This window comes from Pseudomonas sp. AM14(2022) (genome assembly GCF_036346455.1).
Taxonomy (GTDB): domain Bacteria; phylum Pseudomonadota; class Gammaproteobacteria; order Pseudomonadales; family Pseudomonadaceae; genus Aquipseudomonas; species Aquipseudomonas putida_A.
This window is the reverse complement of record NZ_JAOTNY010000031.1, coordinates 1-15,637: the sequence shown is the minus strand read 5'-3', so window position 1 is coordinate 15,637 and position 15,637 is coordinate 1. Positions and strand designations below refer to the sequence as shown.

The window sequence follows — 15,637 nt, the reverse complement described above, 5'->3', positions numbered from 1 at the left end:
CCTGCCAATACAGGCCCTAACTGCTTGTTTTTGCCCTGATCTGACGCGAAATCCAAGCCCGACTGTAGGCCAAAACACGACTAGCCATGGTGGTCGGAAAATGGATAAAGCCATGGGCGGACGAGGGCAGTAGATGGATTTCAACCGGTGCTGATCGTTGCCAGCGCTCAGCCAGTTCCAGCGTGTCATCGCGCAGCGGATCCAGTTCACCGGTGAACATCAACGCCGGTGGCAATCCGCTCAAGTCGCCGTATAGCGGAGACAGTGGCGCCTGCCGGCGTTCATCATCGCTCAATCCTGGAGTCAACAAGCGTAGCGCCTCGACCATTCCCGGGCCGTCGAGTACCAGCGTTTCAGCAGGTGCTGCGTGCACGCTTGGGGTGCCGGCGAGATCGTAAACGCCGTAATAGAGCAGGGCGCCGCTGACTCGCTGCAGCAGATCGGATGATGCTTTGAGCGTTAACAGGGTGGCAGCTGCCAGATGCGCGCCTGCCGATTCGCCGACAACGATTACCGGCAGGCCGACGAACTCCGTGCAATCATCGCTCAACAGCCAGCGCGCGGCGCACAAACAATCCTGCATCAGATCCTCAACTGGCGTATTGACTGCCAACCGATAGTCGACCGATACCACCGCCACGTTGCATGCCTTGACCATGCCGATATTAAGGTCGTCGTTCATCCGCGCATTGCCGATCACCCAGCCGCCACCGTGGTAATCCAGCACCACACCTTGAGCCTTTCCTTGCGGGCGGATGATTCGGACGGGTACTGAAGTGCCTTGTGAGTGGACCACAATGTTCTGCGCATGAAGATCATGCTTGAGCGTTTTATCCGCGCTGACAATCTGACTGGCACGCAGCAATGCCTGGATCAAACGCGGCGTCAGCCGATTGCGGATGCGAAAACGCGGCAGCCAGGCGAGCTTGCGATTGAAGCGTTGCATCTGCGCCAGATCACTATCGCTGAACTCAAGCACATTCTTAGCCAAATCCTTCCTCCTCAGGTTGCAGCGCCGGCTCAATATTCCCCACCCGCGGCAATGTCTCAGGTACCGCCAGCCACAACAGCACAAACGCCACTCCGGCAATCACCGCCAGGGTCAGAAATGCCGCGTTGTAACCGGCCTCCTGCAGCACAATGCCCGCCACGCTGGCACTCAATGCTGCGCCCAGACCAAACACCGTCGAGAGAGCGCCGAGGCTGATGTTGAAGTGTCCTGTGCCCAGCGTCAGGTCTTTCACTACCACCGGGAACAGCGCACCGAAGATCCCCGCGCCGACGCCGTCGAGCATCTGCACCGCTACCAACCAGTAAGGGTCGGCGGATAACGTATAAAGCACGCCACGCAGCGGCAGAATCAGGAAGCCTGCGAGTAGCAGCGGCTTGCGTCCCCACACATCGGCTTTGGCCCCGACCAGCAAGGCGACCGGCACCATGACCAGTTGTGCGGCAACGATACAGGCCGAGGTCAGTGGCGTCGCCATCTGCAAGTTGACCTGCGCCAGTTTCTGGCTCACCAGTGGCAGCATCGCTGCGTTGGCCAGGTGAAAGAGGGCGCAGCAGATGGCGAACATCAGCAGCGCCCTGTTGGTCAGCAACACCGCCAATCCCGAGGGCGCTTTATTGTGTGTAGCGTCGCTGGGGTCAAGGCCCCGGGCCAGATCATGGTTGATCGCGTTGGCATCGACGAAGCTCACGGCGATAACACTGCACAGCGCCATGACCGCCATCAGATAAAACACCGCCACCGGCCCGAACAGGTATGCGAATCCACCGGCCAGCAGCGCCGCGCAGGCGTTGCCGGCATGGTTGAAGGTCTCGTTGCGTCCGGTGCGTCGGGTGAACGCGCGCGGCCCGGTGATGCCTAGGGTGATCGCCGAAATGGCTGGAGCGAACACCGATGCCGCGGCGGCGCTCAGCGCTTGGGTGATCGCTACCAGACTGAAGGACGTCACGAAGGGCAATACCACGCAACTGCCGGTCACCAGTAACGCGGCAATCGCGATCACTGCTCGTTTACTGCGTGTGTTGTCGACCAGGGCACCGGCGGGCGTCTGGGTGACAAGGGCGGCAATGCCAGCGAGGGTCATCACCAGCCCGATGCTGGCCGGCTCCCAGTGATGAACGGCCAGCAGGTAAATGGCCAGATACGGCCCGAGACCATCGCGCACATCGGCGAGGAAGAAATTCAGGCTGTCCAGCGAGAGGTTGTTGCGACGATTGGTATGAGTGACCACGCTGGCATCTTCAATAAACGAGGTTCGGCGAAATGCCTCAACCTCCGCTAAGTCAGTGACTTGTCGCCTGCGGATTTAGTTTCCTGGCGGATGCCGACGGCACACACTTTTTCGCTCGGCGCTCGCCCCAGCAATGGCAAACCGATCAAGGTCAGACCGATACCGAGTAGCGTGCTGGCACTCAGCGGATCGTCGAACTGCATCCACGCCCACAACAGTGTCACCGGTGGCGTCAGAAACAGCGCGCCACTGATGCGCTGTATGCTGAATTGCTGCAAGCACAGCCAATAAAATCCGTAGCCACCAAACGTCGAGAAGATCACCAGCCACAGCACGCCACTGACGAAATCCGCAGTGATGGGCGGGCGCAATTCACCCTCAAGGCCAGCCAGCAGCGCAAATACAGGAATCACCGCGCATACCTGAATGAACAGCGCCGTGGTGGCCGGTATTGCAATGCCCGGCCGGGCTTTCTCAAACAAGGTGGCCGCCGCCAGCGACAATACCGCCAGTAACGGCAAGCTGTAGGCCCACAACCCCGCACCGGCCCATTCGACACTCGCGGCGCTGGCCAGCAGCATGCCGATCACGCACAGCGCCACACCCAGCCATTGCCAGCCACGTGTGCGCTGGCCTGGGACGCTGCCGGCCAGCAGCACGATCATCAGCGGCAACAGATTGGCAAACAGTGACGCAGTGCCAGGCGTGACGCCAAGTTGAATCGAGGCGGCAATCGGTCCGATGTAGCCACCCATCGCGAATAGCCCAAGCAGTGCCTGATGCCACATGTCCTTGCCGCGTAAACCACGCAAGCCGGGCCAGGCGAACGGCAGCAACAGCAATGCCGTCAATACAAAACGCCACAACGAGGCCAGGTATACGCTGCCCTGATCGGCGACGTAGCGATAGCCAATGAACCCCGAACTCCAGCTGACCACCATTGCCATCAGCAGTAAAAAACGAACAGGCATGACGTTCATCGCATGGCACCTGACAGAGGAATGAGTTCGATGATATGAATCAAGCACTGATGCATTCAAACGATACGATCCGCACCACTGATGCAGGAATTCTCAAGCATGGCCGAAGCCCTTGATATCGAACTGTTGCGCACCTTTCAGGCAATCGTGCGCTTCGGGCAATTTCTCGCCGCCGCGAGTTTCCTCAACAAGAGCCCGTCAGCGGTCAGCCTGCATGTGCGGCGTCTGGAAGCGCTGGCGGGCGGGCGCTTGCTGGAGCGCGATAACCAGACGGTCAACCTCACGCCACTGGGTCGACGCTTCGCCCTGCAGAGCGCCGATTTACTACGCCACCACGATCAATTGCTGGCGAGTTTCAGCACGCCGCTGGCCAGCGGGCGGGTTCGCCTGGGGATTTCCGAGGAATACGCCGGCGCGGTCCTGGGCTGTACGTTGCCGCACCTGTCGGCAGATTTTCCGCACATCGAGTTGGAAGTCGAAACAGGTGCCAGCGGTCGGTTGAGTGCGCGTCTGGAACGCGGACAACTGGATCTGGCGTTGCTGGTGGTCGTCGCAGACGCGCCGCCATCGACGCGTTGCGTAAGGATGCTGGGCCTGACCCAGCCCGTGTGGGTCGCCGCGCACAATTACACGCAGGATCTCACCCGGCCGGTACCGCTGGCCTTGCACGGCAAGGGTTGTCCCTATCGCAGCGTTGCCGTGGATGCATTGAGCGAGCAGGGACGCCGGTGGCGCGCAGTGATTGTCAGCGCCGGTGCCAGCGCGCTGGAAACAGCCATCGAGGCCGGATTGGCGGTGGGCATTGTTGATCGTGCGCAAGTGCGCCCCGGCATGCGCGTGTTGAGCAGTGAGGAGGGATTACCCGAGTTGCCGCTGCACGAGTTGCGCCTGATGCAGGCACCGGGTGAATTGAGTGAGGCGGGGGAGGTTCTGGTGCGCTTGATCGGTGACGGCTTCGTGTTGTGACGCGTTGAGCGACGGCGGCCTCCGGGCAGGGCCGCCGTCAGTCATTACATCAGTTGATCCGCGGATGCTGCTGCACCAACTCCTTGCGCTTGGCTTCCAGCTCGGCGATTTCGGCGTCGATGTCTTCGATTTTCTGCTCGATGTTGTCGTGGTGTTCCTTGAGCAGTTCCTTGGCTTCCTCAAGATCCGACGCCGCCGGCGCGGCACCGCGCAGCGGTTTGTTGGCGGTCTCTTTCATGGTCACGCCGGTGATCAGGCCGACCACGGCAATCACCATCAGGTAGTAGGCCGGCATGTACAGGTTGTTGGTGCTTTCCACCAGCCAGGCCACGGCGGTCGGGGTCAGGCCGGCAATCAGCACCGAGACGTTGAACGCGGCGGCCAGTGCACTGTAGCGGATGTGCGTGGGGAACATTGCCGGCAGGGTCGAGGCCATGACGCCGATGAAGAAGTTCAGCAACACCGCGAGGATCAGCAAGCCGGAGAAGATCAGGCCGATCTTGCCGCTGTTGATCAGCATGAACGCCGGAATCGCCAGCAGGAACAGACCGATACTGCCGACCACAATGAAAGGTTTGCGGCCGATCTTGTCGCTGATAAAACCAATCGCCGGTTGCACAAACAGCATGCCGACCATGATCGCGATGATGATCAGCACGCCACGGTTTTCGCTGTAGTGCAGGTTGTGCGACAGGTAGCTCGGCATGTAGGTCAGCAGCATGTAATAGGTGACGTTGGTCACCGCTACCACGCCAATGCAGGTCATCAGACTGCGCCAGTGTTTGGTCGCGACTTCCTTGAACGAGACCTTCGGCCCGCCCGCCAGACCTTCACGGTCGCCTTCTTCGAGTTTCTCGACATGCTGTTGAAACGCCGGCGTCTCTTCCAGCGCATGCCGCAGATAGAGGCCGATCATGCCCAGCGGCAGGGCGAGGAAGAACGGCAGACGCCAGCCCCATTCGAGGAATTTCTCTTCGCCGATGATCGTCGAGATCAGCACCACCACACCGGCGCCAAGGACGAAACCGGCAATCGAGCCGAAGTCCAGCCAACTGCCAAGGAAACCGCGCTTGCGGTCGGGCGCATATTCGGCAACGAAGATCGAGGCGCCGGTGTACTCACCGCCGACCGAAAAACCCTGGGCCATTTTCGCCAGCAACAGCAGGATCGGCGCCCAGATGCCGATCGACTCATACGACGGTATCAGGCCGATGGCGAAGGTACTCAGCGACATGATCACGATGGTCGCTGCCAGCACTTTCTGTCGCCCGTATTTGTCGCCCAGCGCACCGAAGAACAGCCCGCCCAACGGACGAATCAGGAACGGCACCGAGAAGGTCGCCAGTGCCGCAATCATCTGCACGCCTGGATCGGCGCCGGGGAAGAAGATCTTGCCCAGTGCATAGGCGACGAAGCCGTACACCCCGAAGTCGAACCATTCCATGGCGTTGCCCAGTGCGGCGGCGGTGATCGCCTTGCGCATCTTGGCGTCGTCGACAATCGTGATGTCTTTCAATCCGATGGGATTGACCTTGTTTTTCCTTGATTTCATGCGGGTCACTCATAGCTGAACGGATTCGATGCCACTGTTTTGCTGGCATGGGTTCTTTCCGTCAGATACAAGAAGACACGAAAAAATTCACTGCTCAGGGCATTTTTGTCGTTCGCACCCGCCAAGACGCAGCAGAGCCCACCCGGCGGCGATTACGCAAAAGCACAAGACGTCAGGCTGAAAACCCGGATAATGGCCGCCAATTCGTTTTTGCTCTCTGGTAAACCCGCATGGAAATCAAGGTCAACTTTCTCGACAACCTTCGACTTGAAGCCAAGTTCGACGACTTCACGGTGATCGCCGATCAGCCCATTCGCTACAAGGGCGATGGCTCGGCACCGGGGCCGTTCGACTACTTCCTGGCGTCGTCGGCCTTGTGCGCGGCTTACTTCGTGAAGCTGTACTGCGAAACGCGCAATATCCCGACCGAGAATATTCGCCTATCGCAGAACAACATCGTCGACCCGGAAAACCGCTACAACCAGATCTTCAAGATCCAGGTCGAACTGCCGGCGGACATTTCCGAGAAAGATCGTCTGGGCATTCTGCGTTCGATTGATCGCTGCACGGTGAAGAAGGTTGTGCAGACCGGCCCCGAGTTCGTGATCGAAGAAGTCGAGAACCTCGACGCCGATGCGCAGGCCTTGCTGATGCCGCATTCGACCTCTGAAGCGGGCACCTACATTGCCGGTAAAGATCTGCCGCTGGAGCAGACCATCGCCAACATGTCGGGGATTCTCGCCGATCTGGGGATGAAGATCGAAATCGCCTCGTGGCGCAACATCGTGCCTAACGTCTGGTCGCTGCACATTCGCGATGCGCACTCGCCAATGTGCTTCACCAACGGCAAAGGCGCGACCAAAGAGGGCGCGCTGGCCTCGGCACTGGGCGAGTTCATCGAGCGCCTGAACTGCAACTTCTTCTACAACGACCAGTTCTGGGGCGAGGACATCGCCACCGCCGAGTTCGTGCATTACCCGAACGAGCGCTGGTTCAAACCGGGCCCGAAAGACGAGCTGCCGGCAGAGATTCTCGACCCATACTGCCTCGACATTTACAACCGCGACGGCGAGCTCAAAGGCTCGCACCTGTACGACACCAACTCCGGCAACACCCAGCGCGGCATCTGCTCGCTGCCGTTCGTGCGCCAGTCGGATGGCGAGGTGGTGTACTTCCCGTCCAACCTGATCGAAAACCTGTTCCTGAGCAACGGCATGAGCGCCGGCAACACCTTGGCCGAAGCCCAGGTGCAGTGCCTGTCGGAGATCTTCGAGCGCGCGGTCAAACGCGAAATCCTCGAAGGCGAAATGGCCTTGCCCGACGTGCCGCAGGAAGTGCTGGAGAAGTACCCGAGCATTCTCGCCGGGATCAAGGGCCTGGAAGAGCAGGGCTTCCCGGTGTTGGTCAAGGACGCGTCGCTGGGCGGTGAATTCCCGGTGATGTGCGTGACCCTGATGAACCCGCGCACTGGCGGTGTGTTCGCCTCGTTCGGCGCGCACCCAAGCCTGGAGGTCGCGCTGGAACGCAGCCTGACCGAGTTGCTGCAGGGCCGCAGTTTTGAAGGTCTGAACGACTTGCCGCAGCCGACGTTCTCCGGCCAAGCAGTGACCGAACCGAACAACTTCGTCGAGCACTTCATCGACTCCAGCGGCGTGGTGTCGTGGCGCTTCTTCAGTGCCAAGTCTGACTTCGAATTCGTCGAGTGGGACTTCTCGGGTCAAGGCGAAAACTCCAACGCCGAAGAAGCCGCAACGCTGTTCGGCATCCTCGAAGACATGGGCAAAGAAGCCTACATGGCGGTCTACGACGACCTCGGCGCCAATGCCTGCCGGATCCTGGTGCCGGACTACTCGGAAATCTATCCGGTGGACGACCTGATCTGGGACAACACCAACAAGGCCCTGCAATTCCGCGCCGACATCCTCAACCTGCACAGCCTGAGCAAGGTCGGTCTGCGCAACCTTGCTCAAGGCCTGGAAAACAGCGAGCTGGATGATTACACCGACATCACCACGCTGATCGGCATCGAGTTCGACGACAACACGCCGTGGGGCAAACTGACCATTCTGGAACTGCGCCTGCTGATCTACCTCGCCCTGCAGAAATTCGAACAGGCCAAGGATCTGGTCGAAGCCTTCCTGCAATACAACGACAACACCGTCGAGCGCGGCTTGTTCTATCAGGCGGTGAACGTGTGCCTGGAAATGGAGCTGGACGAAGACCTGGAACTGGCCGACTACGAGGCCAACTTCCGCCGCATGTTCGGCGACGAGCGCATGGACGCGGCGATCGGCTCGGTCAATGGCAGCGTGCGTTTCTATGGTCTGACACCGACCAGCATGAAACTCGAAGGGCTGGATCGTCACCTGCGTCTGATCGACAGTTATAAAAAGCTGCACACCGCGCGGGCTAATGCGGCGGGTTTGAATCGCTGATAGCAGACGGTCACTTCTGCTGAGTAAACCTGTAGTGAGGGGATTCATCCCCGATGGCGGGCAAAGTGGGCCGGGCTTCTTCAACCAATAAAGAAGCGGGCCTGCTACGCACTCCATCGGGGATGAATCCCCTCACCACAAGTGAGTATTGTGGGGACATGGAGTCGGCAAAATGACTCTCACGAATACTGCTGTGTACTTGAACGCCAACGCCATGAACCGCATGGTTCAGGACGGCACACTGGACGCCAATCCCGTCTCCGCCGCAAAACCTGCGGGAACCCGCCGCTAATTCTGTGTCCACTGCACAACCCCATGTGGGAGCGAGCCTGCTCGCGAAGAGGGCGTGTCAGTCGCCATCGCTTTGGCTGACAGATCGCATTCGCGAGCAGGCTCGCTCCTACATTGGATTTCTGGCAGCCGCCAAACCTGAGTCCACCCAATAACCCTGTGGGAGCTGGCTTGCCAGCGATAGGACCGTTTCAGCCAACATCATTATCGGTGCCGTCAGCGCTTGCACTGCGCCTGCACCACCTGGCAAGTGTTCGGCGTCCCTCCGGAGCGGCTCGCATAACGCATGCAGTTATTCATCGACTTCTTGCGCGCCATGCTCAAGGTGTCGCCCCAGGCCAAACCGCCTTCGCCGGAAGTGGGCACGGCTTTGGCGTAGCAGTTCGAGCCGTTGGTGGCGTAGCGCTTGCTCGAACAGCCGGCCGTCAGCGCCATGGCAGTGGCGAGCAGGGTAAGTAGCACCCAGGACGAGCATTGGCGTGCGGTGATTGTGGTCATCTGGGTTCCTCGTTGAGTCATGCGCCTCAATTGCCTCGCCGACAGGCGTTGGGCATTATCCAGCAATCGACATAAGGAAGCGTCCCCAATGCGTGCACCCACACTACACCTGATGTGCGGCAAGATCGCCTCGGGCAAATCGACACTGGCCCAATTACTGGCTGAGGAGCAGCGCGCGCTGGTGCTCAGTGAGGATCAGTGGCTGTCGCGGCTGTATCCGGAGCAGATCAAATCCGTGGCGGATTACCTTCGATGTGCGCGGCAGATTCGCGGGGTGCTGGGGCCGTTGGTGATCGATGTGCTTACCGCGGGAGTGAGTGTGGTGCTGGATTTTCCAGCCAATACCGTGGCGGATCGGCAGTGGTTGCGAGGGCTGGCGGATACTGCAAAAGTGCCGCATTGCCTGCATTATCTCGAAGTGGATGATGACACCTGCCGCGTCCGGCTGCATGCACGCAACGCGCTGGCGGAGCATGAGTTCGCGGCGTCGGATGCGGAGTTTGATTTGATCACGCGTTACTTTCAGGAGCCGGACGTGGGCGAGGGGCTGGAGATTGTCATGCACCGCAATCGGCAACAGGGCTAGTTCCCACAATGATCTCAGTCTGCCAACCTGCTGCATGACCCTGTAGGAGTGAGCCTGCTCGCGATAGGGCCATGTCAGGCATCCCGCACGCTCTGCTGCACAAACCGCTCGATCAACCACCGCGCCGCCGGTCCCGGTGGCAGGTCGGTGCGGTAGATGACGTCGAACGGGTAGATGCCGCTCTGGTACTCCGGCAGGTTCAGCTGCACCAGTCGGCCGGACTGCAAATCTTCCTCGACCATCGGCAACGGCATGTTCCCCCAGCCAATCCCTTCGCGCAGCAGCATGTGCTTGGCACCCAGATCCGCCAGGCGCCAGGTGCGGTTGCTGAGAACGGCGAAGTCGCGATCCTTGGTCAGTTGCGAGCGATCGGACAACACCAGTTGCGTCAGTTCACGCCCGGCCCCCGGTGTGTTCGCTTCACCCGAAGCCAACGGATGATTCGGTGCCGCCACCGGAATCAACTCGACATTGCCGGCACCGATACGCTCGATCGCATCGATGCCTTCGTTCATTGGCCCACTGACGCCAATGATCGCCCCGCGATTGATCACCCGCTCAGTCACTGCCCCCAGCGCCTCCATGTGCAAATGCAGGGCGACGGTGGGAAACGCCTCGCGAAACGACTTCAACGCATCCACCACCCGCTGCGGCGGCAGCATCACGTCCAGCACCACATGCACCTCAGCTTCCAGCCCCTGCAACAGGCCTTTGACCTTGGCGCGCAAGCCATGCACCCCGTTGGCGATGGTGCGTGCCTCGGCCAGTACGGTCCGGCCAGCCTCGGTAAGTTGCGGTTTGCGCGTGGTCTGGCGATCGAACAGCGTTACCCCCAGCTGCAATTCCAGGTTGGCCATCGAATAGCTGATCACCGATGTTGCGCGGTGCAGCTTCCTCGCGGCGGCAGCGAAACTGCCCAGTTCCACCACCGTCAAAAACACCCTCAGTTGATCCAGCGTCGGCGTGCCTGGGTCGGAAATCATGGCTGTTTCCTCGTCATATTCAGCGTAGCGATATCCTCGCTAAGGTCTATCAGCTTGTCTATTTTATAGAACGTAATGATCGAAATTAGTCGGCTATTCAGATTAGCTGGCCAGGCGCACCATTTCCTCACTCGGACGATTCATCTCGGATCGCCGCACGTTTGAAGGAAATATCGTCATGACCACTACCGCAAACATTGCTCCAACCGCTACTGAACAAACCCGCAATGACGTCACCCAGGCCTCGGCCTCGTTGATCGGCCGCATTCTGCTCAGCGCGATCTTCATCCTCTCCGGTTTTTCCAAACTGGCGGCGCCGGCGATGATGATCGGCTACATCGGCTCGGTCGGTCTGCCGCTGCCGCAAGTGGCGCTGGCGCTGGCAATCATCGTAGAAATCGGTGGCGGCCTGGCACTGATCGCCGGCTACCGCACCCGAACCGTCGCCGCTGTGCTGGCCGTGTTCAGCGTGGTCACTGCGCTGGCGTTCCACAACGCCTTGGGCGATCAGAATCAGTTCATCCACTTCTTCAAGAACATCGCCATGGCCGGTGGCCTTCTGCAAGTGGTCGCGTTCGGCGCCGGTCGTTTCAGCCTTGACGCTCGTCGTCACTGATCACGCGCTACCCACTCCAATCGATCGAGGTCTCTCATGAAAGCCATCCGTGTGTACGAATACGGCAACCCCGAAGTGTTGCAACTGGAAGACATCGCCGACCCTGTAGCCGGCGAAGGTGAAGTGTTGATCGAGGTCGCCGGGGCAGGGGTCAACCCGATCGACTGGAAGGTGCTGTCCGGCGCGATGAAAGCGTTCATTCCGCTGCCACTGCCGTTCACCCCGGGCGTTGAAGTGTCCGGCAAAGTAATCGCCACTGGCCCCGGTGTGACCCAATTCAAGCTCGGTGATGAAGTGTTCGGCTTCATCAACATCGTCGGTGGCTATGCGAGCAAAGCCGTGGCCCCGGTGAGCAAACTGGCGCTGAAACCGCAATCCCTCAGCGCCTTGCAGGCTGGTGCCGTTCCGGCCACCGCGCTCACCGCGTGGCAAGCGTTGACCGAGCACGCTGGCGTGCAGCGGCGGCAGAAAGTGCTGATCCACGCCGCAGCTGGTGGCGTGGGCAGCATGGCGGTGCAGATTGCCAAGTATCTGGGCGCCGAGGTCATCGCCACCGCCTCGGCCAGCAATCATGCGTACCTCAAGCAATTCGGTGCAGACTACGTTATCGACTACACCACGCGGGCGTTCGATGAGCTGGTATCTGAAGTCGACGTGGTGCTCGATCTGGTGGGCGGTGACACCCAGAACCGTTCGTTCCGCGTGTTGAAACGCGGAGGCTTACTGATCTCGCCGGTCAGCGCGCCGAGCATCACGCTGGCCAATGACTACGGCGTAACCCCGATCAACTTCGCCACCCGCTCCGACGGTGCGCAGTTGTCGTTGATCGCCGAACTGTTCGATCGCGGCCACCTCACGGTCGACGTCGAAGTGTTCCCGCTGAGCGAGGCGCAACGTGCGCTCGAGAAAAGCCTGAGCCGCCGTGGTCACGGCCGGCTGGTCCTCGATCCCACGAAGTAGTTCGCCGCTCACAATTGCACTGCGGAGACCTTCCTGCTCTTCATCGGGCAAATACTGAAGTCGGGTCAAATGGTCGACCCGGCCTCAGCACGCCATCAGCAAAATCAGCACTTTGCCCGCATCAGGGCAAAACGGTCGGGTGGTGATCAGTCAGTTGGCGCACGACGATCTCCACCGCCTGATCCACGCTGACATTCGCAGTGTCGAGGCAAAGAATCGGCTGCGCCCAGGCTTCATATTCATGATTCGCCACGGAGGACCATGTCGGTGGCGTCAGCCCCATGATATCTGATTGCCGCTGCTCAACCCGACGACGATGCTCACGTCGATCCGAGCAAATCACTTCGATGTTGAGCAACGGCGCTCCCGAGCGAGCCGCGATGTCGGCCCACGCTTGCCGGCTTTCAGCGACCGGATTCACACAATCAACCACGACGCTGTGGCCAGGACGCAGGTTGTTCGCGGCCAACTCGTTGGCTACCCGGTAACCACTGGTACCCACATCATCCGCCAGAACCCCGGCGTTGCGGATGGCTTGTTCGATCGTGTCGATACGCAGGCAGGTTGCATCCAGCCGGGTCGCGAGTGATCTGGCGATGGTGGTCTTTCCGGTTCCTGGCAGCCCGCTGAAGACAATTAGCATTGGCAGTCCTTGTTCGCAGTGGCCCAGGTCGTGCGCAGAAGTGGATGAAGACCTGACTTACAACGCCCACATCCGAACCAGGGCAAATTGCAGATCCACAGTGACGCATGTCCGGCCATCCACCCATTCATCTTCGCGAAGGCGACGTCCGGTATTGGTTTCGCGCTCGCCTTTGGCGATGACCAGGACGAACAGGCGGGTGGGGCACTCGAAAGAGCGCAACCGATCAACATCGGCCCGCACTGACCAATCGCCTTCCAGGCACTTGGCCTGCGAGACATCGCCCAGGCATTTGATTTCGGCGACCATCCTCGGCGCGCCGTTGTCGTCCAATGAGTACAGGTCCGCTTTGCGTCGGTCGCCTATCGGCAGATCCGTCCAGATCTCGATCTCATCTTCGAACCAGGCTTGCAGACTGATCTGGGCTTGAATCCAATGCTCGCGGCAACTGTTGAGTTGCAGCACTTGCTCAAGATTCTTCTCCATGCCTTGAAAGGCGCGCTCGAACAAACCGAGCCATTGAGTGGTGTCCATTTCACATTTCCTGTGTCAGTCCATTTGGGGGAGGGATTATGGACGGAATCGCCTTCAACCGAAAACTCCACATTCATCACCGAACCCTGTAGGAGTGAGCCTGCTCGCGATAGCGGTATATCGCTGACATTTGCGTTGTCTGACACACCGCTATCGCGAGCAGGCTCACTCCTACAGTGGCTCTCTGGCAGATACGGACAAAAAACGCAGCCCACGGCCCAATCGCGCAGGCATTTGCGTGCGCAGTCGTTCTGTCATATTTGGTATCAGTTGATTGCAGATAGTAGCCAGCCCAACACTAATTCCAATGAGGCTGCACTGTGTTTCAACGTCTTGTGTGTTCGCTGTCCGTTCTGAGCCTGTCCATCGCCGCTGCCCACGCCGCCGAGCCTTTGGTGCTCGACACGCCGCGTCTGCAAAGCATCGACAACTTCCGTGATGTCGCCGGCCTGACTACTGCGTATTCCACCGCCCACGACGGCACCATGCGTAGCGGCGTGTTTTACCGCTCCAACGCGATCACGCCGTCGGCAGCGGATCTGGCGACCCTCAACAGCCTCGGCATCAAAGCCGTCTACGACCTGCGCACGCCGAGCGAAATCGCCGGCACGCCGGATACGATGCTGACCGGTGCGACCTACCAGAACATCGACATCATCGGCAGCACCACCTCCGGCGCGAACATCACCACCGTGTCGTTCAAAAGCGCCGCCGACGCCATTGCCATGATGGAACAGACCAACCGCGCCTTCGTCAGCGACGTCGGGATGCGCGGTCAATTCGGCAAACTGTTCAACGAACTGGCTACCACCGACGGCGCACAATTGTTCCATTGCACCGCCGGCAAGGACCGCACCGGCTGGACCGCCGCCGTGCTGCAAAGCATCGCCGGGGTCGACAATGCGACCATCATGGCCAACTACCTGGCGACCAACAACTACACCGCCGCCCGCGTCGCCGCGACCCTCAAGGCGCTGCCGCCGAGCATGGCTTCGGTCTACGCGCCACTGCTCGGTGTGCAGGCCAGCTACTTGCAGGCCGGTCTCGACGAGGTCACCGCCGAATACGGCAGCATGGACAACTACCTCAAGCAAGGCCTCGGCCTGTCCCAGGAAACCATTTACGTCCTGCGCGGCAAACTGGTCGAGTACAACAGCCTGCCGGGTCAGGCCGGGCTGATCGGCAACGCCGCTGCCGGTGCCGAATTGTTGCGCGAGTTGCAGAACAGCAACCTGTCCGGCACCTACAGCGCCTACAACTACTACCTGCAATCGGCGATCGACGCCGGCACCCTCGGCGGTGTCGAGTCCCAGGTCGGCGGCCAGGTTCACGCCGACGCCGCCAGCTACCTGCTGCGCCAGAATGCAATGATCGAGCAAGCCGCCGCGCCCTATGCCAGCGGCACCGACCTGAAAGTCGGCCAATACCGTTTGTGGACCACCGCGCTGGCGAGTTACCTCGGCACCGACGGCTCGTCCCACGCCGAAAGCAGCAACGAACACAGCCAGGGCCTGCTGATCGGCATCACCCAACGTTTCTCCGAACAACTCAGCGCACGCGGCGGCTTCGGCTACAGCAAAGGCACCGTCGGCGGCGCGGGCGGCGAGGCCGATACCGATTTCACCTTCTTCAACCTCGGCGCGCGCTACGGCTTCACTAGCCTGGAACGTGGCCTGTTCGTCGACGCCAATGCCAGCGCCGGCTACGTCGATTACGACAGCAAACGCGAACTGGGCGGCGGCCTCGGCACGGCCAAGGGCGACACCCACGGTAACCTCACCGGCGCGACGCTGGCGCTGGGTTACCGCGCCCCGGTCAACGGCATGATCCTCGAACCCAGCCTCGGCTTGCGCGTCAGCCACCTCGACCTCAAAGGCTTCCAAGAGAAGGGCAGCGAACTGGCACTCGACATCGACGACAACACCGCCACCCGCCGCAGTGCCGTCGCCAACCTCAACGTGGCGTTTGCCCCGGTGGCGATGGGCGCCTGGCAACTGGTGCCGGGCGTACAAGTCGGCTACGAACGCACGCTGGGCAGCAACGACGTCAACAGCCAGGGCCACCTTCTGGGCCTCGACATCGAAAAACGCGCCGCCTTCGACAACCGCGACCAGTTCAGCGGCGGCGTCAACCTGATGGCCAGCCTCGGCGCGGTCAGCGTCGGCGCAGAAGTCGGTGCCAGCGGCGGCGGTGACAGCCATGGATTCAGCGGCAGCCTCAAGGCCAGTTACGCGTTCTAAAGCAGGGATAACAACGCAAGGTCAAGGATGACCACCATTGACAAAGCACCAGCAAAACCGTTGGAACGGCCAGATGCCAATCCTGAGTCCACTGCATATTCCTGTGGGAGCGA

General features: G+C 60.4%; 14 protein-coding genes. 6 read left to right on the top strand and 8 right to left on the bottom strand.

Annotation, left to right across the window (positions count from 1 at the left end; all coding sequences use genetic code 11):
• Positions 1-16: 16 nt before the first annotated feature.
• The 3 genes from V3W27_RS27870 to V3W27_RS27860 are packed head-to-tail and all read right to left on the bottom strand — an operon-like array spanning position 17 to position 3,220.
• Complete coding sequence (locus V3W27_RS27870) at positions 17-946, bottom strand: alpha/beta hydrolase (protein WP_330208050.1); 930 nt, start codon at positions 944-946, stop codon at positions 17-19.
• A 37-nt stretch (positions 947-983) separates the two neighbouring features.
• A complete protein-coding gene (locus tag V3W27_RS27865; protein WP_330208049.1) occupies positions 984-2,240 on the bottom strand; it encodes an MFS transporter in 1,257 nt (418 codons plus the stop codon).
• Between the two features lie 47 nt (positions 2,241-2,287).
• The gene (locus tag V3W27_RS27860; RefSeq protein ID WP_330208048.1) at positions 2,288-3,220 is read right to left on the bottom strand and encodes a DMT family transporter; all 933 of its coding nucleotides are present in this window, start codon (positions 3,218-3,220) and stop codon (positions 2,288-2,290) included.
• A gap of 99 nt (positions 3,221-3,319) precedes the next feature.
• On the opposite strand from V3W27_RS27860, the gene V3W27_RS27855 reads away from it, so the two are divergent.
• The gene (locus tag V3W27_RS27855; protein WP_098968353.1) at positions 3,320-4,186 is read left to right on the top strand and encodes a LysR substrate-binding domain-containing protein; all 867 of its coding nucleotides are present in this window, start codon (positions 3,320-3,322) and stop codon (positions 4,184-4,186) included.
• A gap of 49 nt (positions 4,187-4,235) precedes the next feature.
• Here the strand turns inward: V3W27_RS27855 and proP are convergent, their stop codons facing one another.
• Positions 4,236-5,738, bottom strand: coding sequence for a glycine betaine/L-proline transporter ProP (gene proP / locus V3W27_RS27850; protein ID WP_027613786.1), 1,503 nt, complete (start codon positions 5,736-5,738; stop codon positions 4,236-4,238).
• A 230-nt stretch (positions 5,739-5,968) separates the two neighbouring features.
• Between proP and V3W27_RS27845 the strand changes: the two genes are divergently transcribed.
• Positions 5,969-8,173, top strand: coding sequence for an OsmC domain/YcaO domain-containing protein (locus V3W27_RS27845; RefSeq protein WP_103367606.1), 2,205 nt, complete (start codon positions 5,969-5,971; stop codon positions 8,171-8,173).
• Positions 8,174-8,680: 507 nt separating this feature from the next.
• Here V3W27_RS27845 and V3W27_RS27840 read toward each other — a convergent pair.
• Positions 8,681-8,962 carry a hypothetical protein gene (locus V3W27_RS27840; RefSeq protein ID WP_247842672.1) on the bottom strand — a complete coding sequence of 94 codons (282 nt, stop codon included), beginning with the start codon at positions 8,960-8,962 and terminating at the stop codon, positions 8,681-8,683.
• An 88-nt stretch (positions 8,963-9,050) separates the two neighbouring features.
• Here V3W27_RS27840 and V3W27_RS27835 point away from each other — a divergent pair, with 88 nt between their 5' ends.
• A complete protein-coding gene (locus V3W27_RS27835) occupies positions 9,051-9,548 on the top strand; it encodes an AAA family ATPase (protein ID WP_330208047.1) in 498 nt (165 codons plus the stop codon).
• Between the two features lie 74 nt (positions 9,549-9,622).
• Here V3W27_RS27835 and V3W27_RS27830 read toward each other — a convergent pair whose 3' ends face one another.
• The gene (locus V3W27_RS27830; protein WP_330208046.1) at positions 9,623-10,531 is read right to left on the bottom strand and encodes a LysR family transcriptional regulator; all 909 of its coding nucleotides are present in this window, start codon (positions 10,529-10,531) and stop codon (positions 9,623-9,625) included.
• 178 nt (positions 10,532-10,709) lie between these two features.
• Here V3W27_RS27830 and V3W27_RS27825 point away from each other — a divergent pair, with 178 nt between their 5' ends.
• Both V3W27_RS27825 and V3W27_RS27820 read left to right on the top strand, forming a co-directional pair.
• A complete protein-coding gene (locus tag V3W27_RS27825) occupies positions 10,710-11,147 on the top strand; it encodes a DoxX family protein (protein ID WP_123588109.1) in 438 nt (145 codons plus the stop codon).
• A 36-nt stretch (positions 11,148-11,183) separates the two neighbouring features.
• Complete coding sequence (locus tag V3W27_RS27820) at positions 11,184-12,107, top strand: NADP-dependent oxidoreductase (protein WP_330208045.1); 924 nt, start codon at positions 11,184-11,186, stop codon at positions 12,105-12,107.
• Positions 12,108-12,228: 121 nt separating this feature from the next.
• Here V3W27_RS27820 and V3W27_RS27815 read toward each other — a convergent pair whose 3' ends face one another.
• On the bottom strand, positions 12,229-12,750 hold the full coding sequence (locus tag V3W27_RS27815) for an AAA family ATPase (RefSeq protein WP_247269036.1): 522 nt from the start codon (positions 12,748-12,750) through the stop codon (positions 12,229-12,231).
• A gap of 57 nt (positions 12,751-12,807) precedes the next feature.
• On the bottom strand, positions 12,808-13,284 hold the full coding sequence (locus tag V3W27_RS27810; RefSeq protein ID WP_027613790.1) for a hypothetical protein: 477 nt from the start codon (positions 13,282-13,284) through the stop codon (positions 12,808-12,810).
• 320 nt (positions 13,285-13,604) lie between these two features.
• Here V3W27_RS27810 and V3W27_RS27805 point away from each other — a divergent pair, with 320 nt between their 5' ends.
• Positions 13,605-15,524 carry a tyrosine-protein phosphatase gene (locus tag V3W27_RS27805; protein ID WP_330208044.1) on the top strand — a complete coding sequence of 640 codons (1,920 nt, stop codon included), beginning with the start codon at positions 13,605-13,607 and terminating at the stop codon, positions 15,522-15,524.
• Positions 15,525-15,637 lie beyond the last annotated feature (113 nt).